The sequence below is a fragment of the Longimicrobium sp. genome (genome assembly GCA_036389135.1).
In the GTDB taxonomy this organism is placed as follows: Bacteria; Gemmatimonadota; Gemmatimonadetes; order Longimicrobiales; family Longimicrobiaceae; genus Longimicrobium.
This window is the reverse complement of record DASVQP010000117.1, coordinates 143,712-169,637: the sequence shown is the minus strand read 5'-3', so window position 1 is coordinate 169,637 and position 25,926 is coordinate 143,712. Positions and strand designations below refer to the sequence as shown.

Below are 25,926 nucleotides of genomic sequence, written 5' to 3'. Positions count from 1 at the left end.
TCCACTACCTCCAGAAGATGAGGAGCGGGAGCAGGGCCGGGACGCCCACGTACAGCCCATATCCCAGCGCCAGCGCGGCAAGGGTGCCGGCGGCCTGCGCGGCCACGAGGTGTTGCCGCGAGGGCCCCCGCTCCGCCTCCATGGCCGCGGCGATGCGGCGCAGCAGGGCGCTCACCTCGGGGTCGCGCTGGCCGCCCTGGTACGCCGCGACCGGGGCGGGCTCCGCGGCGCGGGCGGCGGCCTCCCGCAGCGCTTCGGCGGCCGCGGAGAGGCGGCCGTTGACGCTCTCCGCCGCCTGGGCCCACGAGGCGGCGGCGCGCTCGTCCACGCCGGTGACGCGTTCGGCCACCTGCTGCAGCACCTGCTCGACAGTGTCGATGGCGGGCTGCGCGCGGCCCACCGCTTCGGCGACGGCCTCCATGCGCGCGACCACGGCTTCGCTGCCGTCCCGCAGCGCCGCGATCGTCTGCTGGACCCCGGCGGCCGTGCGCTCGGCGCCGGCCTGGTACCCGCCCAGCGAGCCGAGCGCCTCGTGCAGCGTGACGGCGCTCTGCCGCATCAACTCGATGCCGTGCTCCGAGGCGCGCGAGCGCTCCTCCACCGTGTCCACGATCCCGTGGTAGGCCCGGGCGACACCTTCCACCGTCCCGGCGAGGTCGCCTACGCGGCGCTGCAGCTCGCGCAGCTCGCTCCCGGTCTTCTCGTGCAGCGCCTCGTCCTGCTGCGCGGTCAGCTCCACCAGCCGCTCGTTCAGCCGCTCGAACGCTTCGTAGAAGCTCTCCGACAGCCCGTTCATCCCCGATTCGAGCCCCTCTATGGCGCGCCCCGTATCGCGGACGGATGACGCGGTCTCGCGCAGCTCGCGCACGGCTTCGGTGAGCGGATCGACCGACCCGCCGCCGTGCAGGCCACCGTACAGGAACTCGGTGGACACCAGCTCAAGCCGCTCCAGCAGGTTCCGCCGCCCGGTGGCCAGCCCCTGCGCCATCAGCCCCACCGCGATGGCGCCCACCAGCGCCAGGGCGTTGCCGCCGAAGGCGTCGGCCACCGCGCGCAGCGGCGCGGCGATGTCGGCGCCGCCCGGCTGCGCCCCGCCCGTCTGCGACACCGCGTCGATCAGCCCGGGGAGCGCCGTCTTGACGCCGGCGAATGTGCCCAGCACGGCCAGGAGGAGGAGGAGCGACGAGGCATAGCGGGCGAACACGCCATACCGTGCCGTGCGCGTCTCCGCGATCCCGCGCAGCTCGTCGGGCGAGACGCGGAGGTACGGGTCGCGGGCCTTTTCCAGGATGCGCCGCACGCGGTCGTCGATCAGCGTCTCCACCTGTCCGCCCGCCTCGGCGGTGTACTCGCGCTCGCCGCCGCGGAAGAGCGATTCGCGCCGCGCCGCGGGGGCGAACACCAGCCCAAGCCCCTCGCGCCCGTGCAGGTTGACCCACTCCACGTCCTCTTCCTCGTGGGCCATCTCGGCCCGGTCCTGGCGCACGCTCCGCCAGGCGGCCAGCACCAGCAGGAAGCTCAGGAGGATCATGCCGGTGAGGGCGTAGTTGGGCTCCTTGCCGAGACCCAGCAGCTCGAGCACCGCCGCCATCCTGGACCCCTCGTCGCTCGCGAGCAGCGCGCGAAAGAGGGTCGCGCTGGCGACGACGTAGAAGATGGCGCCGAGCCGCGCGTACACCGCGGCCGACTGGTTCCCGCGCGGTGGCAGGGCCAGCCGCCCGAGCGTCTTGGGCGCGGCGGGGAGCGGTGGCGCGGCGGTGGTGTCGGGAGGCGGGGCGGAGATCGTCTCGGTCATAGCGGCCTCGCGGCGCCCTTGCTCACCAGGCTGCCGGACGACGTCACCGTCGCCGGGCGCGTGGCCTGGTACCTGGCAGCCGGATCACGGCGCTCCCAGTCGAAAAAGGTGCTCCAGCGCTGCAGCGCGGCGTCGCTGAGCGGCACCCGTGGGTTCAACCACACTTCGACCACTCCGGCCCTGCGCTCCAGCCACGCTTCGGGCGGGTAGCGTTCGCTGGAAGTTACCGCGTCGTTCTTGGCCTCCACAGGCACCGCCGCGGACGAGGGCTCATAGGGGGGCGCGGCGGCCGGCGCGGTCACGCCGGAATCGAAGGAAGTGGGGGCGGGATCGTTCCCCCAGGTGAGCTCATCGCGCCCGGCGCGCAGACCCAGGTGGCGCGCATCATCCTGCCATTCGGCGCCGTAGACGGGCGACGGGTCCCGCCCGGCGTCCCGGACCGGGTTACGGTATGCGTCGCGCGCCGGTCCGCCCGTCGCCTCCGGGCGTGGCGGGCTCACGCGCGGCTGCTCGGCCGCGAGCGCTCCGGAAAGGCCCTGCTGGAGCAGGTCCGCGACTCGCTGAATGTCGTCGCGGATCACGTGCAGCTCGCGGATTTCTTCGCGGATCGACCTGAGGTCGTCGCGGTCCAAGCGCACGGTGACCGCGTCCGTCGCACCCGCGCGGTTCACCATCCGCATTGCGGGGCTCGGCGGCGGCACGTGCTCGACGGCGCGCGAACCGCCCCGCATGACCCACGCACGAGCCAGCAGCAGCGCCCCCGCGAGGACGGCCACGCCCGCCACGATCCAGAGGAGAGTGCTCATCCCTCACCTCGCGCGTAGGCGGCGACGAACGCGTCCATCAGATGCTCCAGCACCGCCCCGGCCTCCACCATGAACAGCGAGCCGGGAAGGCCGTGCGTCTCTCGCAGCAGCTTATCCAGCCGCGCCCGCGCGGCCTGCTGAATCCCCTCGGCACCCATCCCCAGCAGCGCCTCCTCCAGGTGATCGGGGAAGGCGGCCCAGGGTCCGCCCACCCCCACCAGCCGCTCCCGCGCGGCCGCCGCGAGCGTGGCGTGAAAGCGGTCGATCTCCATGGGGCCGCTCTCCCAACGTATGCCGCTGATGGTGTCGCCGGTGGCCTTGAGGTGCGGCGCGATGCGCGACGTGGCGGCGTAGCGCACCGCGTCGCCGCCGGCACGCTCGATGGTCACGGACTCGCCCACCACGGAGCGCTGAGCCTCGGCGGCCAGCGTGAGCTTCGTGGCGTCGACTCCCGCCACCAGCCCCAGCGCAACCTCGTGCTTGGGCGCGCGGCTCGGCACCACGCGCGGCGCCTTCGACTGCGGCACCCCGCGCGCGGAGGCCAGCACCGACAGCAGCACCTCGCGAAAGGGGTTGGACACGGTGTCGCCCCACTCGCGCTGCAGCCACTCCAGGAAGCGGCTCCCGTTCCCCGCCAGCACCACGGCGTCCAGCCGCAGGTCGGGGTGCGTGGCGTCGAGGGCGCGCAGCAGCAGCCCGGTGTGGTGGAAGGCGGCCGCGAAGAAGTAGAGCACCGCGCCGCGGAAGGCGCCGTACGCGGGAGTCTCGCGGAAGCGGAGCGCGCCGTCGGCGCGGTACCAGGGGGTGCGCAGCAGGTAGCCCAGCGCCAGGGCGTCGTGCCCCTCGTTCTCGAACTTGCGCAGCGGTTCCAGCTGCGACTCGGGAAGCCCGTTCGCCTTGGCCCAGGCGGCGAACGCGCGCACGAAGGGGTTGGTGAAGCCCGTGGCGTCGCCGTGGCGCACGCGCGAGCTCACCAGGTCGCGCCCGCCCCAGCGCAGCGAGTCGAGCACCAGCGCCGTTCCGCGCGCGTACACGGCCAGGTCCGTGGTGCCCCCGCCCACGTCCATGATCACGGACGCGTCGCCGGCCACCGTCACGGCCCCGCGGCCCACGAAGTACTGCAGGGCGCTCTGCCCTTCGTCCACGGCGCGGGCCAGCCGGGGGCGGCCGGGTGCGTCCGCCTCGCCGTCGCCGGAGGCGCCCAGCACCCCGCGCCAGCGGGCCTGCAGGTCGCTCAGCCGGTCGGCCTCGAAGGCGCGCGGGTAGGCGTACGAAAAGGTGACGTTCTCCGGCCTCACCCCCGCCTCGCGGGCGCTGGCCAGGGCAAGCGCCGCCACGTTGCGGAGGAACACGGAGGCCAGGAACTCCTCCCGCTCGCTGGTGGACCACTTCAGGTCGTCGGCCACGCGGTTGCGCCCGTCGTCCTTCACCCACCCGGCGAAGGGTACGTTCACCCGCAGCGCCACCGGCTCGCGGCCCGCGTCGGTGTACGACGGGATCCCGGTCACGTGCACAACCGCGCTGTTGAACGGCTCGGGCGCGATCTTTTCCGGGAAGAAGAACGAGTCGGCGTAGAAGGGCAGATCGCCCTCCGCCCGCGTGACGGCCAGGAGGAGCTTGTCGTGGTGGAGCACCGCCGGGTCCGGCACGCCGTCCTTGCGTATGGCCAGTACCGTGTTGGAGGTGCCGAAGTCCACCCCCACCGTCCAGCGGTCGGCGGAGGGCGCGGTGGCCGCCCGGTAGCGGGGAAGGAGCACGCCCAGCCCCTGCGGCGGTAGGCCCGGCCCGCGGTCTGCCTCGAAGGCCAGCACGGTGGGGGCGCGTTCGAAGGCGTAGGTGGATGCCTCGCCGGACCGCTGCACGTGCCCCGCGGCGGGGAGCTCCGCGCCGTCCGCGAACGCCGTCAGCCGCAGCGTGGCCGAAGGGTGGATCGGCCCCGCGGCGGGGTCCAGGCGGAACACCGCGTAGTGCGGCCAGTCGTCGGCCTTGAAGGCGGGCCACACCACCACCTGCGGCGCTCCCTGTTCCTCGCGGATCTGGGCGCCGGTGTAGCGCCGGGTGATCCGGATCTCCTCCGGGTGCTCGCTCCCCACGGGGATGGTGAGCGTCACGCGCACCTCGCCGGGGCGCGGCACGTCGATGCGCAGCCAGCGCTCCACCTCCGCGGGCTGGAACCAGCGGAAGAAGTCGGGCTTGAGCGGAAGGGCGATCTGCGGCTGCGCGAACGGCCCCTGGGCCACCGAGGGGTCGGCGTGGTAGCACTCGTGCCCGTACGCGCCCTGCGAGTCCAGCGGATAGCTGAGGATCACCAGCGCGTCGGCCAGCCAGTCCGTCTCGGGAAGCACCCAGCGCTGCCGGCGCGACGTGCCGGGAAGGATCTCGCGGTCGCGGGTCCGCTCCAGCCCGGAGGGGAGATCCACCCGGCCCACCCCTTCGCCGTAGATGCCGTCAAAGGTGCCGGGAACCAGTACCAGGGGGCGCGGCTCGGGGCCGGTGGTGGCGCGCAGGGTCCAGCGGCTCGGGAGGTTGTCCGGCGTCGCGGTGTAAAGGGTGACTCCGGCGAAGGCGTGCTCGCCGGCATGGCGCAGCGACAGCTTGCGGAGCTGCGCGTCGAGCTCCTGTGGGGCGGCCAGCTCACCCTGCCGGTGCCCGGCGGCCCGCCGCGCGTCGTCCACCGCGTCGGCCAGCCACTTGGCCACCCCGCGGCGGACGGCGTCCTCGTCCACGTGCTCCGAGGGGGCGGGGCGGAGGTTCCGGAGCTGGGGGAGCACCACCGTGGCCACGTAGCGCTGGAACGAGAACTCGCGGTCGCGCAGGGGGCGGGCCGGCGTCCCCGCCGCGTAGCGGAAGAGGTCGGGATAGTCTTCGTGGGCGGCGTCTTCGGCCGTGAACAGCACGGTGTAGGGCGACGACGCGAATACCGGCCGGCCCGCCACCGTGGCGAGGGTGATCACGGGGAGCGCGCTTGCCTCGCGCGTCTCGTGCTGCGCCGTGCGCGGCGCCAGGTCCACCAGCGCCGACGCGTAGTCGCGCACCCGCGCCGTCACGTCGCTCTCCACCAGCTCCGGTACGCGCACCCGGGTCGTCTCCAGCCCCAGCATCTGGGGCCCGCAGGCCCATGCCAGCTGCAGCGCGTCCAGCAGCTCGTTCTCCACCAGCGCGCGGGCCGGGTGGTGGGGGTCGAGCATGGCGTCGCGAAAGAGGTAGAGCCGCGCCCACGGGCTGGGGACGGACTGGACGCGCGTGCGGAAGGCGCCGCCGTCGTCGTCGCGGGGCACCTCCAGCTTGCCCAGCTCGGCGGGACCTTCCACCACGCTCCAGCGGCCGGGCGGAAGGTCGGGAACGTTGGTCTGCGGGCGGAATCGCGGCAGAAGCCGGCGGGCGCGTGAAGGTGTGGCCATCTCAGTCCTCCTCCTGGCCGGGCTGTTCGGCTTCGGGGAAACGGTCTTCGGAAAAACGCTCGCTTCCGGCGCGCAGCACCTCCATGAAGGCGCCGAACCCGCCGTTCCTGCGGCGCGCGGCCTCGGTGTTCCAGGCGCGGAAGACGTTGAACACGTCATCGGAGCGCCGCCCCCGCTCGCCGCCGCGGCCGAAGCCCTCGATCAGTGCGTGGGTAGGGACCCGGCTGGGCTGGTCCTCGGTGGCGGCGGCCAGGCGCAGCGCCGGGGTGGAGCGCCGCAGCTCGCGGAGCCACTCCCAGGTGCTGATCCAGCTCTGCCCCACGGCGTCCAGCGCGTCCGAGCGATCGGACCAGGTGGCGGGCGGCAGGCGCAGGAGCTCCGCCCAGGTCACGCCGTGAAGCTGCGCCGCCAGGTCGGGCGGCGAGCCGCCGTCGGGGCGAAAGAAGGTGAGATAGGTGTGCAGGGCTACCAGCGCCCCCTTGAGCGCGCGCCGCGTCCCGCGGTCCACCGGGAGGTCGCCCCAGCCGGGCTCTTCGCTCCCCACGCCCGTCGCGCGGTAGATAGGGAGCCGGTCCTCACGCTCCTCGCCTCCGCGCGCGGTGAAGTCGAGCGCGGCCAGCGCGGCGAACAGCTCCACGTAGTGTGGCGCGTTGGCCTGCGCCTCGCCGCCCAGCTCATTGCGCGACTGCTCGCGCGGGACGCCGTCGCCCACCAGGTAGTAGGCGCCGTAGCCGGGGTCGCGCGCGCGGTCCAGGTACGTGGGGAGCGCGCCCGCCGCGTTGTGCGCAAAGAGCGCGTTCTCCGGCCGCGGCCCGCCGTCGGCCGGGGCGCCGCCCGGGGTGGGGAGAGTGAAGTAGGGGAGGAGGAGCGCCGCGCCCAGCCTGGCGCGCGCCGCGCCGCGGATGGCCGACGCGCCGGGCCGCTGCTGCACCCCGTCGCGCAGCGCGCGGCCCACGACGGGGAGCGCCGCCGCGCCGGTGCCGCCGAACACGGAGCCCGCCGCAAAGAACACGGTGGCGCCCGCGGCTCCGTGGTACTGCGACAGGAGCTGCGCGAAGAAGGCCTGATCGCGCAGGCGGTTCATGAACACGGTTCCCACCGAGGGCACGCCGCGGAACCCCATCGACAGGTCCATCTCCCGCACGCGGCGGGAGTTGAGCAGGTCGAACAGCACGCCCAGCTCGGGCGCGTCGGCGTCCATCACCTGCCGGTCGACTCCCGCGGCGAAGCGGGTGTCCGGCATGTAGCCGTCGTCCGCGATGGGCGACCAGACGCGCGACTCGGGGAGCGCGTCCACCACCTCGGTGCGAAAGAAGCCGGTCGCGGCGCCGGCGTCGGCCAGCCGCTCGCGCGCCTCGCGGTACTGGTCCAGCACGCGGCCCACGCGGGTGATGGCGGCGTTCCCCTGGTCGGGGTCCACCAGCAGAACCCGGAGCTGCGCCGGCCCCAGCCCAAGCGCGCAGAGGTGCAGCAGCGGCTCCAGCGCGCGGGCGCCGCTGCCGCCCAGCGCCAGGTACACCAGCGTCCGCTGGCGGTATTCGGGGGAGAGAAGGTTTGCGCTCATCTTACCTCTGTCCCGGGTTCCACCGCGGCCACGGGCAGCCGCGGTAGTGAAAGAAGCCGCCCGTGCCCGGCCAGCGGCCCAGGAGCCGCGTGGCGAGCAGCGAGACGGCGGCGAAGGCGAGTGCACCCCAGAACAGCCCCGCCACCATGCGGGGGAAGAGCAGATCGAACGGGATCTCGACCGGGAACCCCGCGGGGCGCGTGCTGCAGCTGCCGGCGCGCGCGTGCACGGGCGCGAACCGCCCCACCACGAGCGGCACGAAGAGGCACAGCACGCCCGCGAGGCCGCAGCCCCCCCACCAGCGCAGCACGAAGCCGCGGTTGAGGCTCGCGCGCGGGATCAGGTAGCAGCCCAGCAGGAGCGCCACGAGCAGCGCGATGGAGACGGCCGCCATCAGCTGCCAGCGCGCCGCGATCTCGGCCGCGTTGTAGAGCCCGCCTGGGTCGGCCGGATCGCCCGCGCGTGGCGGCGGGCAGTCGAGGCGCGCGCCCACCGGCGGCAGTGCCCAGAGGTGAAGGAGCCAGAGCAGCATGGGATCTCATGGCGGATGAAAGTGGATGCCGGCCCGCACGGTGCGGCGGCCTCGGTCAACGGACGAGCAGGTAGCTCCTGGCCAGCGGCGGCGCGGTGGCCGCGAGCGGGAGAAACGGCTCGAACAGCCGCCCCAGTCCGAAGGTGCGTTCCGCGTCGGCCGCCTCGCGCGCCTCGAAGTCGGCGAGCCACGGGGGGGCGCCGGGTGCGCGCGCTTCGATGCGGTACAGGGTGCCGCAGGGCTCGCCCTCGCCGGCGGAGACGCAGTCGTCGCCGCCCGGGCTGAACACGTCGATCCCTCCCGCTGTGGCGCGCACGGCACCCGTGCCGCCCTGGCGCCTCCACGGCGAGGCGGCGGAATCCGCCGTCACCGGCCGGGCGAACAGCTCCAGGCGCGCCCCGGCGAGGAGGCGGTCGAGCAGCCTCCCCGCCGGAGCGGCACCGTCGGCCGGCACCAGCTTCGCGCGGAAGGGGCGGGTGGCGGGTGACGCCGCTTCGAGCTTGGGGACGGTCGCGGCGCCGGAGAGCCAGGCGGCATCGTATTCCACGCCCTCCTCCCGAGCTGCCCCGTCCGGGAGCAGCTCGACCGCGGCGAGCGGAGCGGTGGGGAGCGGATGGCCCCACACGTGCTCGAATAGGCCGGCAAGCGCGGCCGCGATCCGGACTCCATCCCCCGGCGCCGCGAAGACGAAGGCGTAGAGCGGGCACTGGTGCGCGGACCGGCCCTGCCCGCCCGCCGAGGCCGCGTGGCAGCCGGACGGGTCTCCCTGCACGGGACGGAACGGCGCGCGCGACACCGCCACGAAAAAGGTCCCGCGCGCCTGGCCCCACCGCAGCGCGAGCTCGCGCATCCTCACGAACTGGCGGTGGGCAAAATCGGGATTGCTGCGCCGCGCGTCGCCGATCACCACGTGGCTCCAGGCGAGCAGCGTGTCGCGGGCGATGCTGTCCAGCGCATCCTCCATCTCGGTGTCGCGATCGCCGTAGAAGTCGCGGTTTCCGAGCACGTCGATCCCCGCGTTCGGCTCCAGGCGGACGCTGCTCCCGAACCCGTACACGCGGCGAGGGCCCAGGCGTGCCTGCAGCCCGTCGATCACCGAGCGGTAGTCGACGCGCGTGGGGTACGCCGGATCGAGGAAGCCGCGCATGCTGCGGCTGCGGTCCGCGTAGACGGCCACGGGATGCGCCAGCGCACCCATTCCCCACGCGGCGCTGTCCTGCGCCTCCACCCAGCCGCGAACCACTTCCTGCGTGACCGCCTCGCGATCGGCCGGAGGTTCGCACGCGCCCAGCCCCACCACCGAGACGAGGAGCGCGTGAGTCAGGCGCGAGCTGGATTGCATTCTCAGCGAAAGCACGTTCACCATTACGCCACGTGTAGAGCGATACCTGGGATAATCCGGCGTGATGCGGCGTTTCGCTGCGCCCCGCCGAGATCCTTTGTCGGCACCGTCTCCGCGTTTTCCCCGCACCATGGATCGTTCGGAGTGGCGTAAGACGAATCGCTCGAGATCGTGAGTGCCGGACGTGCAGAACAGCGGCAGCAGAATCACGCGGCCTGCCGGTGCTCTGCTGCCGATTCAAGTCGTTGTGTATGTGGGGGGGGCGGGCGTTCAGAGAGAGACGGATGCGGGGACGTTCAGCGTGCCGCCGGGCGGCTCCATCGCCTTGCGGTCTCCGGCGAGGCAGGGGAGCCGGCGAGCGCGACGAGCGGCACCGTCGGGTCCACGCCGGTGCGGATGCGCAGCACGGGGATCGCGGACGCGGCGTGCGCCTCGCTCTCCAGCCGGCTGGCGGCGAGCTCGAACGACGCCTGCACCGTCTTTCCCATCCCCAACGCGCCGTAGAACGCCTCGGCGAAGACGATCGCGGATGCGTCGCTGAGGGGCTGGTCCATCCCGATGGCGTAGTCCACGACGTCGCTGAGGGCCTCGACGACGGGAAGCGTGGGGTATCCGTTCAGGATCACGACCTTGATCCACTCGCTCAATATTCCGAACAGCTTCGCCAGCGCCTCCTTCTCCACGACGCCCCGCCGCCCGTACGCGTCGGCCAGGTAGATGACGCCGCGCCCGTCGCCAGGTCCGGCGAAGTGCACGATCCGGGGGTCGTGCAGCAGCAGCGCCTCCTGGAGGTCGCGGGTGCGCGGCGCGAAGCAGGGCACCAGCTTCACCCGGTCGCGCGCGCGGCCCCTGCGGATGGCGCGCTCGACCCCGCGCACCTCCGTGTGGAGCCGCAGCGACGCGCCCTCGCGGAACGGGTCCGACGCCAGGAACAGCGCTTCGACGTTTTCTTGCATCGGTGTCTTCCCGGTGAACCGTATCAGCCGCGCGTCCCGCCCCGCATCACCGGGGCTCCGCCGGTGCGCATCGCCGGGACGTCCAGGTGAAACGCCGTCTGCAGCGGGAAGTCGGGGTCGGCGTTGCCCAGCATGATGATCTGCGGCTCCTGCGCGGGGTTCTCGTGGCGCACGGTCTCGCAAAGCTGCCGGTGCAGCTCGCAGAAGCTTCCGCGGAACGCTCCACCGTTCCAGAGCTTCAGCAGGTGGCGGAGGTAGAGCCCCTCGCGCGCCCTCTGCCCTTCGCCGGCGCCGGCCATCAACAGCACGCTGGCCTCAATGCCTTCCGCGTCGAGCGGCGCCCGCGAGATGCACGACGACGGCACCTCCTGCGCGTACTGCTTCACCCCCCGCATCACCGGGCCGCCGGAGCGGTATACAGGAGGGCGTGATGGCGCGGAATGCTCGGCCACCGCGCCGTCGGCGTAGCGCATCCCGCCCGCGAAGCAGCTCTCGCTCACCACCAGTACGCGCCTTCCGGCCTTCGCCGCCCTCCATACGTCCATGAGCTCGTCGTCGACGAGGTCGGCGTCGTACAGGCACCACGTCTCGTCCAATCCGTCCCGCTCATCGCGGTTCGCGTCGCCCACCTGCGAGCCGTGGCCGGAGAAGGAGACGAAGAGGGTGTCGTCGGGCTTCAGCGCATTGGCGGCCGCCGAGAGGAGGCCGTGGACGGCCTCGCGGGTGGCTTCCTCGCCGCACAGCAGGTGGATGGCGCGATACCCCGCCTGATGCGAGAGCTCCGCCATCTTCCACGCGTTGTCTTCGCTCTGCGACAGCCGGCACTGGCGGTTCGAGGCTGGCTGGTTCACTCCGATGTGGATCGCTATGCCACGTGCCATGCCTGTCTCCGGCGTGGGTACGGGCGCCGCCGCGGGTGCGGCGGCGCCATGTTGTCGTGCGAATCAGTCCCCCCCGCTGCCCCCGGTGCCTCCGCCCCCCGCGCCATCGTCGCCCCCGCCGCCGTCGCCGCCGCCCGAGCCGGCGACCAGGCAGGTGAACGGAAGCCCGCCCATCTCGGGGGGAATGGTCGCGCACGCGTTGGCGAGCGGCGGCGCCTCGCTCGCCGGTCCCCGGTACCTCGGGAGCAGGGTGGGCACCGGGCCGCTGAAGAGGCCGTAGAAGGCGGCGAAGTGCGGCGGCGTGAAGCCGCGCGGGGGCACCGGCTGGTGCTCCACGGGGAGCGGCTCGGGCGGCAGGTCTTGCGGGGGCTCGTGATACACGATCAGATTCACCCGGCCGTTCATGGGGAACAAGGTCCCCAGCGCCTTCTGCCCGCTCCCTCCGCCGATGAGCTCCGACACCAGCGTGAGCTGCTCTCCCTCCACGTCGGCGATCTCCCACTCCACGCGGTTCGCGATCGGGCGGAGCTCGCCCGGGCGCCACTCCCAGCACACACCGGGCGATACCCGCGTGATCTGCCCCGCGCCCAGCGTGACGCGCGCCGCCAGCTTGTTCGACGTGTCGGCGCCCAGGTGGTCGGGATCTACCTGCTGCCCGGTGATCTCGCCCAGGTCCGGGATGTGGCCGCACAGCGCCAGGTTGGCCGTCTCGCCGGCCACGGGAATCAGCTGCCGGCCGGTGAGCGGGGCCATGGCGGTGAGGCCGGTGGGGGTGCCGCCGGGCGCCAGGTGCCCGGTGTCGTACGCCAGCGCCGCCACGTGCCGGTCCTCGCCGTGGTGGCCGTGGCCGGACATGCCGGGCATCAGCACGTGCATGCGCCCGGCGCTTCCGCCTGCGGCGCGCTCGGGCACGAAGAGGCAGAGTCCCGAGAAGGTGATTCGTAGAGTGAACGCCATCGTCGTTGCGGCCCCGTCTGTGGGTGGTCGTTCCGTTCCGCCTGCCACGGGCCCCGGCTGTCTTCCGGGTGCCACCCATTCGTCGGACGCGCCCCCCGCGATTCCCACCCGCCGCTTCGCCGGCGGCCCGCGCTCCAGCGCAGAAAAGGCCGCAGATGCTTGACCGCGAGGCCGCCGAGGCGCTCTTCCTGGAGCATCTGCCCTTCATCGACAGGGCCGCCGCGATCGCCTGCGTCAAAAAGGGCATCCACGGCGCCGATGCCGAAGACTTCGCCGCCCGGGTGAGAATGGCGCTGATCGAGGACGACTATGGTATCGTGCGCCGCTTCGACGGAGGCTCCGAGTTCAAGACATACCTTTCGACCGTGATCATGCGCCTTCTGGTCAACTTCCAGCGCGAGCTGGGGGGACGCTGGCGCGGTTCGGTGGCTGCCCAGCGGCTAGGGCCGCCCGCGGACGAGCTGGAGAGGCTCGTGCACCGGGAAGGGTTCACGCTGCTGCAGGCGGGGGAGAAGCTGCGCACGGAGGGGCGCACCACGCTTTCCGATGCCGAGCTTGCGCGCCTTTTCGGCCAGTTACCAGTACGCGCGCCGTTGCGTCCCGAGGTTCAGGAGCCGGCGACCGGGCTGGAAGGGAAGGATGACTCGCGGGCGGACGACCGGGTGATGGACGCCGAAGTCGACAGCCGGCGCGCGGAGATCGTGGGTGCTCTGGACGCGGCCATGCGGCAGCTCGATCCGGAAGAGCGGATGATCGTGAAGCTGCGCTACGCCGATGGGAACACCCTGGCAGACGTGGCGCGTACCCTGCGCCTGGATCAGAAACCGCTGTACCGTCGCGCACCGCGCCTGCTCGCCCGTCTTCTCGAGCTCCTGGAGAGCGCCGGGTTGCGCCAGGACGATGTGCGTGGCCTCCTTAATGACGATGACGAATCATGAGCACGCGAAACCGCGGGCGTCGAGAGCCCCTGGCAGGAGGTTGCCGGTGAGCGATCACGAGAGCGAGAACAAGCGGGTAGCCGCCTTCCTGGACGGACGTATGGACGCGCGCCGCCGGGAAGAGATGCTGGTCCACCTCGCCGAGAGCGACGAGGACCGCGCGGTCGCCGTAGGCGCTGCGGCCATCCTGCGCCAGCTGGAAGAGGAGGACGCCGCCGCGGCTGCATCCGCGGAGGTCCAGGGCGTTCACGAGCCGGCGGTGATTCCGCTGGACGCGCGCCGCTCCGAGCCCAATCGCGAAGTCCGCCGGCGCGCGCCCGTCCTGCAGTGGCTGGCGATGGCGGCGGTGCTGGCGGGGATCGCGCTGTTCAGCGGCCGCGCGCTGCAGAACCGCGCCGCCGGCGAGCCGGTGCGCCTGGCCGCGCGCCTGGAGCATGGCGGTCAGGGCCTCCCCGCGGGGTGGACCGAGCGGCGCCCGTGGACCTCCGCGCGCGGAGACGACCCGGGCCGCGCACTTACGCCCGGCGCGCGACGGGCGGCCTCCGCGCGTGCCGGCGCGATGCTGGTGGACCTCTCGGTGGCGGTGCAGGCGCGTGACGCCGCCGCCACGCGCGTGCTCGCCGCCCAGCTCGGCGCCCGCTTCGATCCGCAGGGAGGACGCGCCGGTGCGCTCCTCGAGATCGCCGACAGCGCTGGAGGGAGCCCCGAGCACCTGCGTCCGCTAATTGGTGAGGCCACGAAGCGGATCGAGAAGCGGCTGGACCGGGACGCGCTGCGGCTGGGCGCCTGGACCGAGGCCGCCGGCCTCGCCGCCGCGCGCCAGGACGCCGCCTTCTTCCGCGACCGCTCTACACGGCGGATGCTCGACCGGGCCGGCCGCCTCACCCAGGCGGATCCCTCGGCCGACGCGGCGCTGAAGCAGGTGCGCCTTCAGCTCTCCGCCAATCCGCCGCGCTGGGAGGCACTCGCCCCCGCGCTCGACGCGCTGGCCCGCGAGCTCGCGACCGAGTAACACCGAAAAGCATCACACAGAGAACACGGAGGCAACGGAGAGCCACGGAAACCCCCTCTTCCGTTCTCTCCTTGCCCCTCTGCGTCTCTGTGTGATGCTTTTTCGTGCCTCAGCCGCCGATGTACCGGAACCCCGCCCAGGCCGCGGGGGAGCGCCGCTCGGGATCGGGCGAGCGGAGCATCTCGAGCTGGGCCTCGCGCAGCGCCGCGGCCGGATCGCCCGAGCGGCGGTACGCGCGATGGAAGGCCAGCATCAGCGGCTGCGTCAGCCGGTCGTTCGCGTCCCACAGGCTCCCCACCACGCCGCCCGCGCCCGCCGCCATCAGCGCGCCTGAGAATCCCGCCAGCCCGCCCGAGCGCCCCTCACGCGCGCGAACCGTGCGGCACGCCGCCAGCACCACCAGGCGCACACCGCGGAGCTGGAGCGCGTTCACGGCCTCCGCGGTCAGGCGCCCGGTAGTGTCCGCCCCCGCCAGCACCAGCGCCGACCGCTCAGGCCGCGCGTCGTCGAACACCGCGTGGCCGGCGTAGTGGATGACGCCTGCCCCCGGCGCGCGGTCGCGCAGGGCGTCGCGCGTTGCGGCCGGGCCCTGCAGCACCACGTTGGCCCGGTACAGCGCGCGGAGCGAGTCCGCCTCCGCACGGGCGCCGTGAAGCCTGTCGAACGTGGGGTACTGCGCTGCGTCGAAGGCGGGGTCGGCCACGAGCAGCGCGGGTGCCGATCGGTTGGAGGGCGGTGCGGGCCGCGCCGCTTCGGCCAGGGTACCCGCGAAGCGCGTCGGATAGTCCTGCACCAGGTAGCGGTTGCGCCTTTCGTCCACGAGTGCGCTGAAGGGGACGCCCGCGATCTCGCCGTCCACCACGATCACGAGCGGCGTCCCGGCCGGCTGGAGTCGTTCCTCCACGGGCCGCACCAGCAGCTGGTAAAGACGCGCAAGGTCCGGCCGGGCGAGCGCCGCTCGCGCGGGCGACTCCAGCGCGCCTACGCTCCGCTCGATGGTGGCGAGGACGTGGCTGCGCCGGACCGTCTGGCGCAGCAGGCGCACGTCGCTTCCGCGCACCGTCCAGGTGAGCAGCGTGTCGCCGATCAGGGCGTACTCCACCGCCACATGCCCTCGCGGGGCCGCGGGAGGGCCGTCCCCCACCGCGGATGCCGCGTAGCCCGGCGCGAACGAGACGCGCCCGCGCTCCACCGCCTGCAGCGCGGCGATGGTGTCGCCCGCGCGCAGCTGCAGCATCGCCAGCTGGTCGAACCGGCTGCGCGCCTGCTCCATCGCCGCGGCACGCAGCGGAGCGTCCAGGCTCTGCGAGAGGCCGCGGATGTGGGCCGTGGCCGCGCGCAGATCGTCCGTGGCGCCCGCCAGCTCTCCCCGCGCGAGCCGCGCGTCGGCTCGCTGAAAGAGGGCGGGGAGGAACCATGCCGTGTTGCTCCCCTGCCTGAAGAACGCCACCGCGGAGTCCATCTCCGCCATCGAGGCCGTGCCGGGCGTCACCAGCGGGCGGGAGAAGTGCACCGTTCCCGCGAGCCACATGCGCGCCGCCCCGGCGGGGAGCTCCGCGACGAAAGACGCGGCGAGCTCCAGGTCGCGTGCCGCCTCCGGCGACCGTCGCTGTACCGAGCGGATGCGGGCCCGTCCGAGGAGGGCCTCCACGACCGCCGGCCGGCGGCGGTCCCGCATGGCCACGGCGAAGTCCTCGTCCTGGATGACGGACGCGGCGCGGTGCAGCTGGTCTGTGGCGGCGCAGTTCGCCAGCGTGAACAGCGCGTTGTGCAGCCACACGGACGAGCGGTAGCCGCGCAGGGCCGCCAGCCCCCGGTGCATGGAGCCGTAGGCGGCGAGCGTGTCGCGATTGCGGTAGGCGGCTTCGCCTTCCATCGCCCACATCGCTCCCATGAACTCCCTTTCTCCCGCGCTCTCGAACAGCCGGGCGGAGGCCTGAAAGGGGGCACGCGCGCGGGTTGGATGGCCACCGCGGAGCAGTCCCGTCGCGCGCATCCACAGTGCGCGCGCGGCCAGGGCGGGATACCGGACGGGATCTATGCGGGGGAGGATCTCCGTGAACACGGAATCGGCCCTGCCGTATCTGCGCGCGTACACCTCTCCGGCGCCCCGGAACACCTCCGCGGAGAGCGCGAGCACGGGCGACGGCGGCCGCGCGTTCACGATACTGGCGAACGAGTCTCGCGCGGCGGCGTGCTCGGCGCCCTGATACAGGCGCTGCCCCGCCGCGTACGCCCGGTGTGCGCGGGCGAGTGCGCGCGTGGCTGCGGGGTCTCCGCCGGTCGCGCGGATCGCGCGCACGGCGTGGTCGAGCGAGGCGTCTCCACGGCGCGCCTCCAGCGCCTTCCCCAGCCGCTCCGCCAGCTCTAGAAGCCGCGCGGCGCGCGCCGCGTCACTGGATTCGTACGCGCGGCCCCAGTCGCCCAGCACCGAGTCCCACCCGTAAAGGCGCGCCTCCTGCGGGTGCGCAGCGGCGAACGCGCGCACCTCCGCCTCGGGAGCGCCGGGGCGCGGCGCCTCGGGAATCGGACGGTGTTCGAGGGAGCCGCGCCGCTCCCGCGCCTCGTCCGCCCATCGGCCCTTCGTCGATGCGCAGGTACTCCGTCCAGGCGATCTCGGCCTGCTCGTCCAGCCCGAGCGTCTGCAGCGCGAGCGCGGCGTTGAAGCGCGCGGCGCGGTTCCGGGGCTCGGCCTCGACGGCCTCCAGGGCATAGTTCAGCCCTTCCAGCAGGTCGCGCGGGTTCTGGGTGCGCTGCGCGCGGACGAGGTGCGCGCCCGAGAGGTCGACCAGCACCGACACCCTCCGGCTGGTGAGCCGCAGCGCCTTCGCCAGCCGGGTGATCGCCGCGTCGGCCGCCTGCTCCGTCTCGTCTTCACCGATGAGGGCCAGGAGCGCCGAGGCCTGGAGCGAGTCCGGATCGGAGCTTTCCCCCGCGACGGCCATCGCCTCGAAGCCGCCCAGCCGGCCCGCGTCCGCCCCGCACGACTCGCGGGGCACCGTTTCGCCCGCTTCCGCCCGCAGCACGGAGCAAGGGCGGTATTCGACCGGGATGGAAAAGAGCGGCGAGCTGGCGCGTGCGGGCCGGGCGGCCGCGAGCTCGCCCAGCACTGGGCCGCGCGAGAGCCCTCCACGAGCCTCCACCACCACCGCCCCAAGGACGACCGTGACGCCCAGCACCACAAGGTGCCAGCGCTTCAACCGTACGTTCGACAGTAGGCGCGTTAGGGACTGAGGCATCTGTACGTCACCGATCCGGTAAACGACGGCCTGGCGATGGACGAGAGGTGGGGAACGGCGGGTTCGCGCCCGCCGGCCAGCCGGGAATTGTCTCACACTACGCCAGCGTAGTCAACAGCGGCGCTGCGTAAGCTCCCGTACGCCATCGTATTGCGTCAGTTATGGGAATGTGGGAGTGAGATGCGCGCCTGGCGGAGCCCGGCTACTGGAACTGTGCGCGGAACGCTTCGAGCTGAGCGCGCAGCTCCGCGACCTCCGCCCGCAGCTCCTCCACCGTCCGCTCCAGCGCCGCCACCCGGTCGTCCTCCACGGCGGCGCGCCGGGTGGGAACGGGCGGCTCGTCGGGGGTCGTGTCGGCCGGCGGGTCGCCGCTCAGCAGGTGCGCAAAGCGGACCTCCTTCTGCCCCGCGCGCCGGGGGAGCCGGGCGGCGAGCGGCTCCGGCTCGCGGGCGATCAGCGACTCCAGCACCCCCTCCAGGTCGGCGAGGTCCGCGAACGGCTCCAGCCGTGCGGTGCGCGCGTACAGCTCGCCCGGCGTCTGCGCCCCGCGGAGGATGAGCACGCCCAGCACCGCCAGCTCCCGCCTGCCGAGCTCCATCTCCTCCCGCAGCAGGTGCTCGTACTTGGTCACCCGCGAGCCCGCCGGCTGGATCTGCCGCAGCAGCCCGCGCCGCCGGAGCGCCACCGTCGCCGGAACCACCGCGTCCTCGTCGAGCCGCATGATCGGCTCACGGCTGGTCGTCTGGTTGCACGCCGCCAGCAGCGCGTTCAGCGACAACGGATAGTTGTCCGGCGTCGTGACCTCCTTCTCCAGGAGCGACCCGAGGATACGCACTTCGACGTCGGTGAGCGGGGGCTGCACGATCGGGCTCCTGTATCCGAAAGATCGTCGGGGACCACGGGCGCAATCGTCGCCGCTCCCCTCGCTGGAGCAGCCACGCATGTACTACACCGCGCCTCTACCACCCTCGGACCGCCATCCGGATGCGCCTCCAAATCCTTTGTAGGGGCGCGATTCATCGCGCCCTCCCTCGCCCCCACCCCAACCCCCGCCCGCCGCACCCAAATCCGTAGGGGCCGCCCCGCGTGGCTGCCCGCCCTCGCCCCACCCCAACCCCCGCCCGCCGCACCCCAACCCGTAGGGGCCGCCCCACGTGGCTGCCCGTGTCCTGCCCGCTCGCCGAACCCATCATCCCAAACCGCACGAGGCCGCCGCCCCACACGAATTCCGCTTTCGCAACAACGGCCGACGACCGCCTCCAGTCGAGCTTCCTTGACAAAACATGAGTGCACTCATAATCATTTGTGAGCGCACTCATATTTTGTGCGCGTCTCCCGCAACAGGACGGGCACGATGGCGGAACCCCGCACTCCCGCGGCGAAGAAGAAGGCCGCGCCCAGGACACCTGGTCGGCGCGCGCGCAACAAGGAGGCGACTCGCGAGAGCATCGTGACTGCGGCGCTGCAGCTCTTCGAGAGCAAGGGCTTCGAGGCGACGACGACGCGCGAGATCGCCACGCGCGCCGGAGTCGCTGAGGGGACGGTGTTCAACTACTTCGAGACCAAGGACGACATCGCGCTCCACTTCTTCGAAGCGGAAGTGGACCACGCCATCGCCGCCGTACGCGCCGACGAGTCGCTCCGAGGCGCGAAGCTGGAGGAGAAGCTTTTTGCGCTGATCCACAGCCAGATCGAGTTCCTGGCGCCATACGAAGGCTTCATCGGCGCGGCGTTCGTGCGCGCGCTGCGGCCGTCGTCCAGGCTGGCGCTGAGCCCGCGCGCGCTGGAGCTGCGGGCGCGCTACCTGGACTTCGTGCAGGACCTGATCGAGGAGTCGCTCCCCAAGCGCCGCGCGCGCGAGCTGAGCTGGATCGCGCCGCAGGCGTTCTGGATCTTCTACCTGGGCGTCCTCCTCTACTGGCTCCACGACGCCTCCGCCGGCAAGCAGAACACCCTCGCCTTCCTGGACCGCTCGCTGCGATTCGGAACCACGTTCCTGCGCGAAGGCGGGCTCTGATGCCCACCGACGACGGCGCGGCCAAACGGGCGCTGCGCATGGCCGCGATGAGCGCAGGGGTGAGCGGCAGCTACATCGGCTACATGGTGCAGCGGCTCTTTCTGGGCGAGGAGGCGCGCAACGACAAGCTGCGCGCGACCCATGCGCAGGCGGCGCGGCAGGTGACCGGCGGGCTCCTGGCGCTGCGCGGGCCGGCGATGAAGCTGGGCCAGATGCTGAGCCTGCAGACGGACCTGCTCCCCGAGGAGATGATCGAGGAGCTGGGCCGGCTGCAGATGGAGGCGCCCGGGATGCACCCCTCGCTGGTGCGGGCGCAGTTCCGCACCAGCATGGGAAGCAACCCGGAGCAGCTGTTCGCGAAGTTCGACCCGAAACCCTTTGCGGCCGCGTCGCTCGGCCAGGTGCACCGCGCGGTCACGCTGGAAGGCGACGACGTGGCCGTCAAGATCCAGTACCCGGGGATCGCCGACGCCATCGCCAGCGACTTCAAGCTGCTGCGCACCATCGCACTCCCCGCCCAGCTTTCGCGGTACGTCACCCGGGAGCTGCTGGACGAGCTGCAGACGCAGATCGTCGCCGAGACGGATTACGTGCGCGAGGCGGAGAACATCGGCTTCTTTCGGACCGGGCTGGAGCCGCTCGGCTTCGTGGGCGTGCCGGTGGTGCACCGCGAGTATTCCAGCGGGCGCGTGCTGACGATGTCGCGCCTCGACGGCGAGCACCTTGACGACCTCCTGGCCAGGGATCCGCCCCAGGAGCTGCGCGACCGCATCGGCGCCAGCCTGCTGGAGCTGTACTACTTCCAACTCCTCCACATGCAGGCCTTCCACGCCGATCCGCACTGGGGAAACTACCTCTTCCGCGCCGACGGATCGATCGGGCTGGTCGACTTCGGGTGCGTCAAGTACGTCCCGCCGAAGTTCGTGGAGAACCTCCGCAAGATCTTCTTGTATCCCGGCCCGCGCGATTCCGAGGACTTCCGCCGCCTCCTGGACGAGCGCTACTCGCTGTACGGCAAGCGCATCGGCGCGGCGACCACGCGGGCGCTGGTGCAGTTCGCGGAGCGCTTCTACGGCCGCGTGTACCCGCCGCAGATCGAGCGGGACGACGAGCCGTTCGACTTCTCCGATCCCGGCTTCCTGCGCGACTACACGACCCACTCGCTGCGCCTGACACGGGCGAAGGGCGCGCTCCCGGAGTACATCTTCCTGGCGCGCGCGGAGGCCGGGCTGTACCAGACGCTGCACCGGCTGGGCGCGCGAGTCCACACCAGCCGCATCGTCCGCCGCTACCTCGACGGCTGATGGAGGCGCCCGAGGATCTCTGCCTCCTCCCCGCGCACCGGCTCGCGGCGGAGATCGCGGCCGGCAAGCTCAGCTCGCGGGTCGCCATCGCCGCGCACCTGGAGCGGATCGCGCGACTCAACGGGCGGCTGAACGCGGTGGTCTCGCTCGACGCGGAGCGGGCGCGGCTTCGTGCGCGCGAAGCGGATGCCGCGCTCGGCCGTGGCGAATCGTGGGGGGCGCTCCACGGCCTGCCGGTCACCATCAAGGACACCTTCGACGTCGCCGGCCTGCGCACCACCTACGGCCACCGCCTGAGCGGGCGGAACGTGCCGGCGCGCAACGCCGCCGTGGTCGAGCGCCTCGTCGCGGCGGGCGCCATCGTGCTGGGGCACACCAACGTCCCCGAGGGCGCGCACGACTGGCAATGCGTCAGCCCTTTCTTCGGCCGCACCTCCAACCCGTGGGACCTCGCGCGCACCCCGGGCGGCAGCTCCGGCGGCGCGGCGGCGGCGGTGGCGGCGGGCCTCTCGCCGCTCGACGTCGGGAGCGACGCAGCGGGGTCGATCCGCGTACCCGCCCACTTCTGCGGCGTGTTCGCGCTCAAGCCGACGGAGAACCGCGTGCCGGAGACGGGGCACTCCGGGATTCCCGGGATGCTGCGCCCCTTTCGCCGCATCGTCTGCTACGGCCCGATCGCCCGCTGCGTCGCCGACCTGCGGCTCGTGCTGCCGCTGATCGAAGGCCCGGATGGGCATGACTGGGAGGTACCCCCTCCGCCGCCTCCGCCTCCGGTCGTGGATGGAGCGCCGCGGCGGTTCGCGCTGAGCTTCGGCCCGTTCCCGCTCGACGACGGCGCGCGGCGCGTCATCGAACGCGCCGCCGCACGGCTGCGCGAGGCGGGGCACACGCTGGACGAGCGCGACCCGCCGGGCTTCGACTTCGCGGAGGCGCTGGACGTGTGGGGCCGCATCCTGGGTGCGGAGGTCGGCGGCGCCATGCCCGCGCCGCTCCGGATGCTGTGGCGCGCCGTGCTCGGGCCGCGCTACGGCCGGAGCGCGTGGAGCCGCGGCTACGTCGCCGGGCTCGGCGGCGGGATGCGCGGATATGCGAAGGCGCTGGAGCGGCGCGACCGCCTGATCGGCGCCGCGGAGGCGTTCCTCTCGTCGTACGACGGGTGGCTCTTTCCCGCCGCCGCGACCGCCGCGTTCACCCACCGCCGCATCGGCGCACCGATCCGCGTCAACGGGCGCAGGGTTGCGTACTCCATCGCGAACGGCGCGCACTGCTGCGCCATCGGGGTGCTGGGCGCGCCCGTCGTCTCCATCCCCGCCGGCCTGGACGAAGAGGGGATGCCGGTGGGTTTCCAAATGGTCGGCCGCCGCTGGCACGACATGGGGCTTCTCGATGCTGCCGCGGATGTGGAACGGGCACTCGGCGGCTTCCGAGCCCCATCCACGCTCTAGCGCATGACCCCTTTTCTCACGAATCCGCGTGCATTGGAGAAAATGGTTTCACGCGAAGACGCGAAGGCGCAAAAAAAGGGGTACCGTGTCTTTCCTTCGCGTCTTTGCGTGACATTTTGATCAGAAGTCCTGCGCCGCGGTGAGCATCGCCGCCAGGCCGGGCGATCCAGGGGAAGCGCGATCGAAAACCTCCCAGGCGCTACGGAACCAGTGCGGCCGCGATGCCGGGAAGTACGCTTCCGAGCCTCCCCTCCACCTTGGCCACGGCGAGGTCGTCGGCGTACTGCGAGAGTGCGTCGCGGGGGAAAAACTGCGGCCAATGTCCATCTAGTCTGACTGGGCCGCAGTGCCGCACCCGCAGGCCCGTCAACCCGCACACATCACCGTCATCTCTCCGCACGGGAGGCAATCATGGTACAGAGACCCAGGAGCCGTTCCACCAACGTCGGTTCGGTGCAGGGCGTTTCTTCTCCGGTAGAAGCGATGTTGCTCGCGGCGTTGGAGCGCGGCGACGACAGCATGGAGACGGGCCGATACCTGGTGACCTTCAAGGAGGGTGCAGTCGAGGAAGGCATCCGGTCTTTCGGTGCGCAGGGCATGCGTGTCGCCGACGCACGCGACTTCGGTGACGATGACACACTCGAGGCCGCGGGCGACGCGGACACCGTCGTCCTGCCGGAGATCGGCGTCGCGATCATGGGTGGGGAGGGGGCGGTGGAACGGCAGATGGGGATGCAGGCCGTCATGGCAGAGACGCCGGTCGACAGTCCGGTCGAGTCAATCGACCCCGAGCACTTCGTATTCGCGGCGAACACCCCGGCCGAGTACCTGCGCGGCTTCGCGGGCCTCGAGAGCGCCTCGCCGAACGAGTACCTCCGCGGGTTTCTGCGCGCGGCCGAGACGATCGCCGCAGACCTCGGAGAAGTCAGGGCGCGGCGCGCCGAATTCCCGGAGGAGGATGCGCTCGTGGTGGGTGCGACCTGGGGGCTGATCGCCTGCAAGGTCCCGCCCAGCACGCGCAACGGAGCGGGGATCCGGGTGGCGGTGCTCGACACCGGCCTGGACCTCGGCCACCCGGACTTCGCTGGACGTCCGGTGCTGGCGGAGCAATTCGTAGGGCAGCCGGTCCAAGACCTCAACGGTCACGGTACGCACTGCACGGGGACGGCGTGCGGCCCGCAGGCTCCCGCAGGGACCACTCCCCGTTACGGCATCGCCTATCGAGCCAACATCGCCATCGGCAAGGTATTGAGCAACGCGGGTATGAGCGTTGACGGAAGCGTTTTGTTGGGGATGCGTTGGGCGGTCGCAAACCGATGCGAGGTGATCTCGATGTCGCTGGGCGGGCAGGGCGGACCTCACCCGTCGTACACGAATGCCGGGCAGGCTGCGCTGAACAACGGGCTGCTGATCATCGCGGCGGCCGGGAACGCATCGCAGGCGACGGGCGCGCCGGCCAACTCGCCTACCATCATGTCGGTGGCATCCCTCGACTCCAACCTCCGCCCTTCCTCGTTCTCCAACTTCGGGAAGATCGACATCGCGGGGCCGGGAGGGGATGTCTTTTCGACATGGCTGCGGCCGGCCCGGTACCGTACCATCAGCGGCACCAGCATGGCCACGCCTCACGTGGCCGGGTGCGCCGCGCTGTGGGCGCAGAGCTCCGCCAGCCTCCGCGGCAGGGCGCTGTGGCAGAGGCTGCAGGACACCGCCCGGCGTCTCCCCCTCCCGGCGTCCCGTGTGGGTGCGGGGCTGGTGCAGGCGCCTTAGGAGCCTGACTCTTGCAACAACGGTGACCGGCCGGAGAGCGTACCCCGGCCGGTCCCTCGTCTCAAAGGCTACCATGTCTCAGCGCAAGTCGTGGACTGTCACCACGCACGGCGATCACCCAATCGAGGAGATCGCGAACGAGCTCAAAGAGCGCGGCTTTGAAGTCGGTGAAGTCATCGCCGAGTTCCAGTCCATCGTCGGCTCCGCGAGCGACGACGTAGCGGAGAACGTGAAGCACCTCCCTGGGGTGAGCGACGTCTCCCGCACTCCGCAGGCCGATGTCGGCCCGCCGGGCGCGTCCCTCACCTGGTAGCCACTGGCGTGTAGAGGGTGCGATCAGGGCGTGAGCGCGGCCGCGATGCCGGGAAGAACGCTCCCGAGCCGCCCCTCCACCTTGGCTGCCGCGAGGTCGTCGGCGCGGGTGGGGCCGATGTTGATGATGGCGATGGGGACGCCTTCCTTCTCGGCTCGGTAGATGAAGCGCCGGCCGGAGTAGACGGTGAGCGACGAACCCGCCACCAGCAGGACGTCGGCCTCTTCGAAAAGGCTCCATGCGTCCTGCACGCGCTCCGCGGGGACGTTCTCGCCAAAGAAGACGACGTCCGGCTTCACCACGCCGTCGCACCCTTCGCAGGCGGGCACCTGGAAGCTCTCCACCACCGATGCGGGGAGCTCCGCGTCGCCGTCCGGCGCCACCTCGACGCCGCGCAGGCGGTCCATCCACTCCTCGTTCAGCGACCGAAGCCGCTCCTGGTGCTCGTCGCGCGGGGTGGTGCGGCCGCACGCCAGGCAGCGCACCCACGCGAGCGAGCCGTGCAGTTCCACGACGCGCCGGCTGCCGGCCGCCTGGTGGAGCCCGTCGACGTTCTGGGTGATGATCCCGCGCACGACGCCGCCCTCCTCCAGCCGCGCGAGCGCGTGGTGCGCCGCGTTCGGCCGCGCTGAGGCGATGCGTGCCCAGCCGGCCGTGCTGCGCGCCCAGTAGCGCACGCGCGCCGCCTCGCTGCGCACGAACTCCTGGTACTGGATGGGGGTGCGGGTGCGCAGGATGTTCTCCGGGCTGCGGTAGTCGGGGATGCCGGACTCGGTGCTGCACCCCGCCCCCGCCAGCACCACGACGCGCCGGCCGCGGAGCAGGCCGAGCACGGGTTCCAGCTCGGGTATATGCGAGGTGACGATCATCGATTCAGCTTCCACAGCGATGCGCGTGAGGGTGATGCCATCGGTACTCTCGCGGAGCGCCGCCGTTCCGCGTACCATCCTGCGTTCCCCAACGCCGGAGCGAGAGGAGATGACCCGACCCGATTCGCAGCTCGTGAGCGACGCGCCGCTCCCCTACCTGCTCTCCGCGCCCGCGGGGACGGAAGTTCGGCCCGTGCTCTGCTTCCTGCACGGCTACGACGAAGGCCCGCCGGCTGACATCCGCCGGGGGGTGACGGCGCACGGTCCGCTCCGCCCGGACGGTGCTCCAGGTGTAGTCGGCGAGTTCCTGGTCGTCGCGCCGCAGCTCCCCGCGCGCGGCGACCTCTGGCACCGGCACGCCGGCGCCGTGCAGCGCATCGTCCGCAACGTGCACGAGCGCCACGGCGGCGATCCGGAGCGGAGCTACCTCACCGGCTTCAGCTTCGGCGGGAACGGGGTATTCGATCTGGGGCTGGCGCAGCGCGAATTCTGGGCGGCGCTCTGGGCCGTCGATCCCACCCGCATTCCGCCCGCCGACCCGGGCTTGCCGGTCTGGCTCTCCTTTGGCGAGGTAGGGCGCTACGGAAAGCAGGGCTTCCTCCGCCGCCTCGCCCTTCAGGAAGCAGGCGCGGTCCTCGACGGCAACCGCTACTTCACCGACCGCGGCGAGGACCACGTAGGCTCCGCCGCCTCCGCCTACCGCGAGGAGCGCGTCTACCGCTGGCTGCTGTCCAAACGGCGCGCTGCACCCGCGCCCGGCGCGGAGTGAACGAGCCGTCATCGGT

Annotated in this window: 21 protein-coding genes; 8 read left to right on the top strand and 13 right to left on the bottom strand. The window is 72.3% G+C overall.

Annotated features, from left to right (window positions below):
- Positions 1-4 precede the first annotated feature (4 nt).
- From VF584_23970 to VF584_23930, 9 genes are all read right to left on the bottom strand, one after another.
- Complete coding sequence (locus VF584_23970) at positions 5-1,795, bottom strand: hypothetical protein (protein HEX8213254.1); 1,791 nt, start codon at positions 1,793-1,795, stop codon at positions 5-7.
- Positions 1,792-2,601 (bottom strand): hypothetical protein, encoded by an 810-nt coding sequence (locus tag VF584_23965; protein ID HEX8213253.1) that lies wholly within the window; start codon positions 2,599-2,601, stop codon positions 1,792-1,794. Before VF584_23965 ends, VF584_23970 begins: the two co-directional genes overlap by 4 nt.
- Positions 2,598-6,002, bottom strand: coding sequence for a hypothetical protein (locus VF584_23960; protein ID HEX8213252.1), 3,405 nt, complete (start codon positions 6,000-6,002; stop codon positions 2,598-2,600). The genes VF584_23965 and VF584_23960 overlap by 4 nt, the downstream gene beginning before the upstream one ends.
- Before the next feature lies 1 nt (position 6,003).
- Positions 6,004-7,566, bottom strand: a complete 1,563-nt coding sequence (locus VF584_23955) for a hypothetical protein (GenBank protein ID HEX8213251.1) — start codon at positions 7,564-7,566, stop codon at positions 6,004-6,006.
- A 1-nt stretch (position 7,567) separates the two neighbouring features.
- A complete protein-coding gene (locus VF584_23950) occupies positions 7,568-8,098 on the bottom strand; it encodes a hypothetical protein (GenBank protein HEX8213250.1) in 531 nt (176 codons plus the stop codon).
- Between the two features lie 55 nt (positions 8,099-8,153).
- Positions 8,154-9,440, bottom strand: a complete 1,287-nt coding sequence (locus tag VF584_23945) for a hypothetical protein (protein HEX8213249.1) — start codon at positions 9,438-9,440, stop codon at positions 8,154-8,156.
- A gap of 296 nt (positions 9,441-9,736) precedes the next feature.
- A complete protein-coding gene (locus VF584_23940) occupies positions 9,737-10,396 on the bottom strand; it encodes a hypothetical protein (protein ID HEX8213248.1) in 660 nt (219 codons plus the stop codon).
- A gap of 23 nt (positions 10,397-10,419) precedes the next feature.
- Positions 10,420-11,277, bottom strand: coding sequence for a caspase family protein (locus VF584_23935; GenBank protein HEX8213247.1), 858 nt, complete (start codon positions 11,275-11,277; stop codon positions 10,420-10,422).
- 63 nt (positions 11,278-11,340) lie between these two features.
- The gene (locus tag VF584_23930) at positions 11,341-12,234 is read right to left on the bottom strand and encodes a hypothetical protein (GenBank protein HEX8213246.1); all 894 of its coding nucleotides are present in this window, start codon (positions 12,232-12,234) and stop codon (positions 11,341-11,343) included.
- Positions 12,235-12,389: 155 nt separating this feature from the next.
- Here VF584_23930 and VF584_23925 point away from each other — a divergent pair, with 155 nt between their 5' ends.
- A complete protein-coding gene (locus tag VF584_23925) occupies positions 12,390-13,172 on the top strand; it encodes a sigma-70 family RNA polymerase sigma factor (GenBank protein HEX8213245.1) in 783 nt (260 codons plus the stop codon).
- Positions 13,173-13,218: 46 nt separating this feature from the next.
- A complete protein-coding gene (locus VF584_23920) occupies positions 13,219-14,184 on the top strand; it encodes a hypothetical protein (GenBank protein ID HEX8213244.1) in 966 nt (321 codons plus the stop codon).
- Between the two features lie 109 nt (positions 14,185-14,293).
- Here VF584_23920 and VF584_23915 read toward each other — a convergent pair whose 3' ends face one another.
- The 3 genes from VF584_23915 to VF584_23905 form a co-directional block, all read right to left on the bottom strand.
- Positions 14,294-16,672: a CHAT domain-containing protein gene (locus tag VF584_23915; GenBank protein HEX8213243.1), complete on the bottom strand. Its 2,379-nt coding sequence runs from the start codon at positions 16,670-16,672 to the stop codon at positions 14,294-14,296.
- Positions 16,578-17,384 (bottom strand): hypothetical protein, encoded by an 807-nt coding sequence (locus VF584_23910; protein HEX8213242.1) that lies wholly within the window; start codon positions 17,382-17,384, stop codon positions 16,578-16,580. Before VF584_23910 ends, VF584_23915 begins: the two co-directional genes overlap by 95 nt.
- Positions 17,385-17,625: 241 nt before the next feature.
- Entirely contained in the window at positions 17,626-18,285 is a 660-nt protein-coding gene (locus tag VF584_23905) for a YceH family protein (GenBank protein ID HEX8213241.1), read from the bottom strand.
- 492 nt (positions 18,286-18,777) lie between these two features.
- Here VF584_23905 and VF584_23900 point away from each other — a divergent pair, with 492 nt between their 5' ends.
- The 5 genes from VF584_23900 to VF584_23880 all read left to right on the top strand — a co-directional run bounded on the left by VF584_23900 (position 18,778) and on the right by VF584_23880 (position 24,272).
- Positions 18,778-19,440 (top strand): TetR family transcriptional regulator, encoded by a 663-nt coding sequence (locus VF584_23900; GenBank protein ID HEX8213240.1) that lies wholly within the window; start codon positions 18,778-18,780, stop codon positions 19,438-19,440.
- A complete protein-coding gene (locus VF584_23895) occupies positions 19,440-20,744 on the top strand; it encodes an AarF/ABC1/UbiB kinase family protein (protein HEX8213239.1) in 1,305 nt (434 codons plus the stop codon). The genes VF584_23900 and VF584_23895 overlap by 1 nt, the downstream gene beginning before the upstream one ends.
- Positions 20,744-22,189 (top strand): amidase family protein, encoded by a 1,446-nt coding sequence (locus tag VF584_23890; GenBank protein HEX8213238.1) that lies wholly within the window; start codon positions 20,744-20,746, stop codon positions 22,187-22,189. The genes VF584_23895 and VF584_23890 overlap by 1 nt, the downstream gene beginning before the upstream one ends.
- Before the next feature lie 411 nt (positions 22,190-22,600).
- Positions 22,601-23,959 (top strand): S8 family serine peptidase, encoded by a 1,359-nt coding sequence (locus VF584_23885; protein ID HEX8213237.1) that lies wholly within the window; start codon positions 22,601-22,603, stop codon positions 23,957-23,959.
- Positions 23,960-24,032: 73 nt separating this feature from the next.
- A complete protein-coding gene (locus VF584_23880) occupies positions 24,033-24,272 on the top strand; it encodes a hypothetical protein (protein ID HEX8213236.1) in 240 nt (79 codons plus the stop codon).
- A 23-nt stretch (positions 24,273-24,295) separates the two neighbouring features.
- Here VF584_23880 and VF584_23875 read toward each other — a convergent pair whose 3' ends face one another.
- Complete coding sequence (locus VF584_23875) at positions 24,296-25,219, bottom strand: NAD-dependent protein deacetylase (protein HEX8213235.1); 924 nt, start codon at positions 25,217-25,219, stop codon at positions 24,296-24,298.
- 31 nt (positions 25,220-25,250) lie between these two features.
- On the opposite strand from VF584_23875, the gene VF584_23870 reads away from it, so the two are divergent.
- On the top strand, positions 25,251-25,910 hold the full coding sequence (locus tag VF584_23870; GenBank protein HEX8213234.1) for a hypothetical protein: 660 nt from the start codon (positions 25,251-25,253) through the stop codon (positions 25,908-25,910).
- The last annotated feature ends 16 nt before the right edge of the window (positions 25,911-25,926 follow it).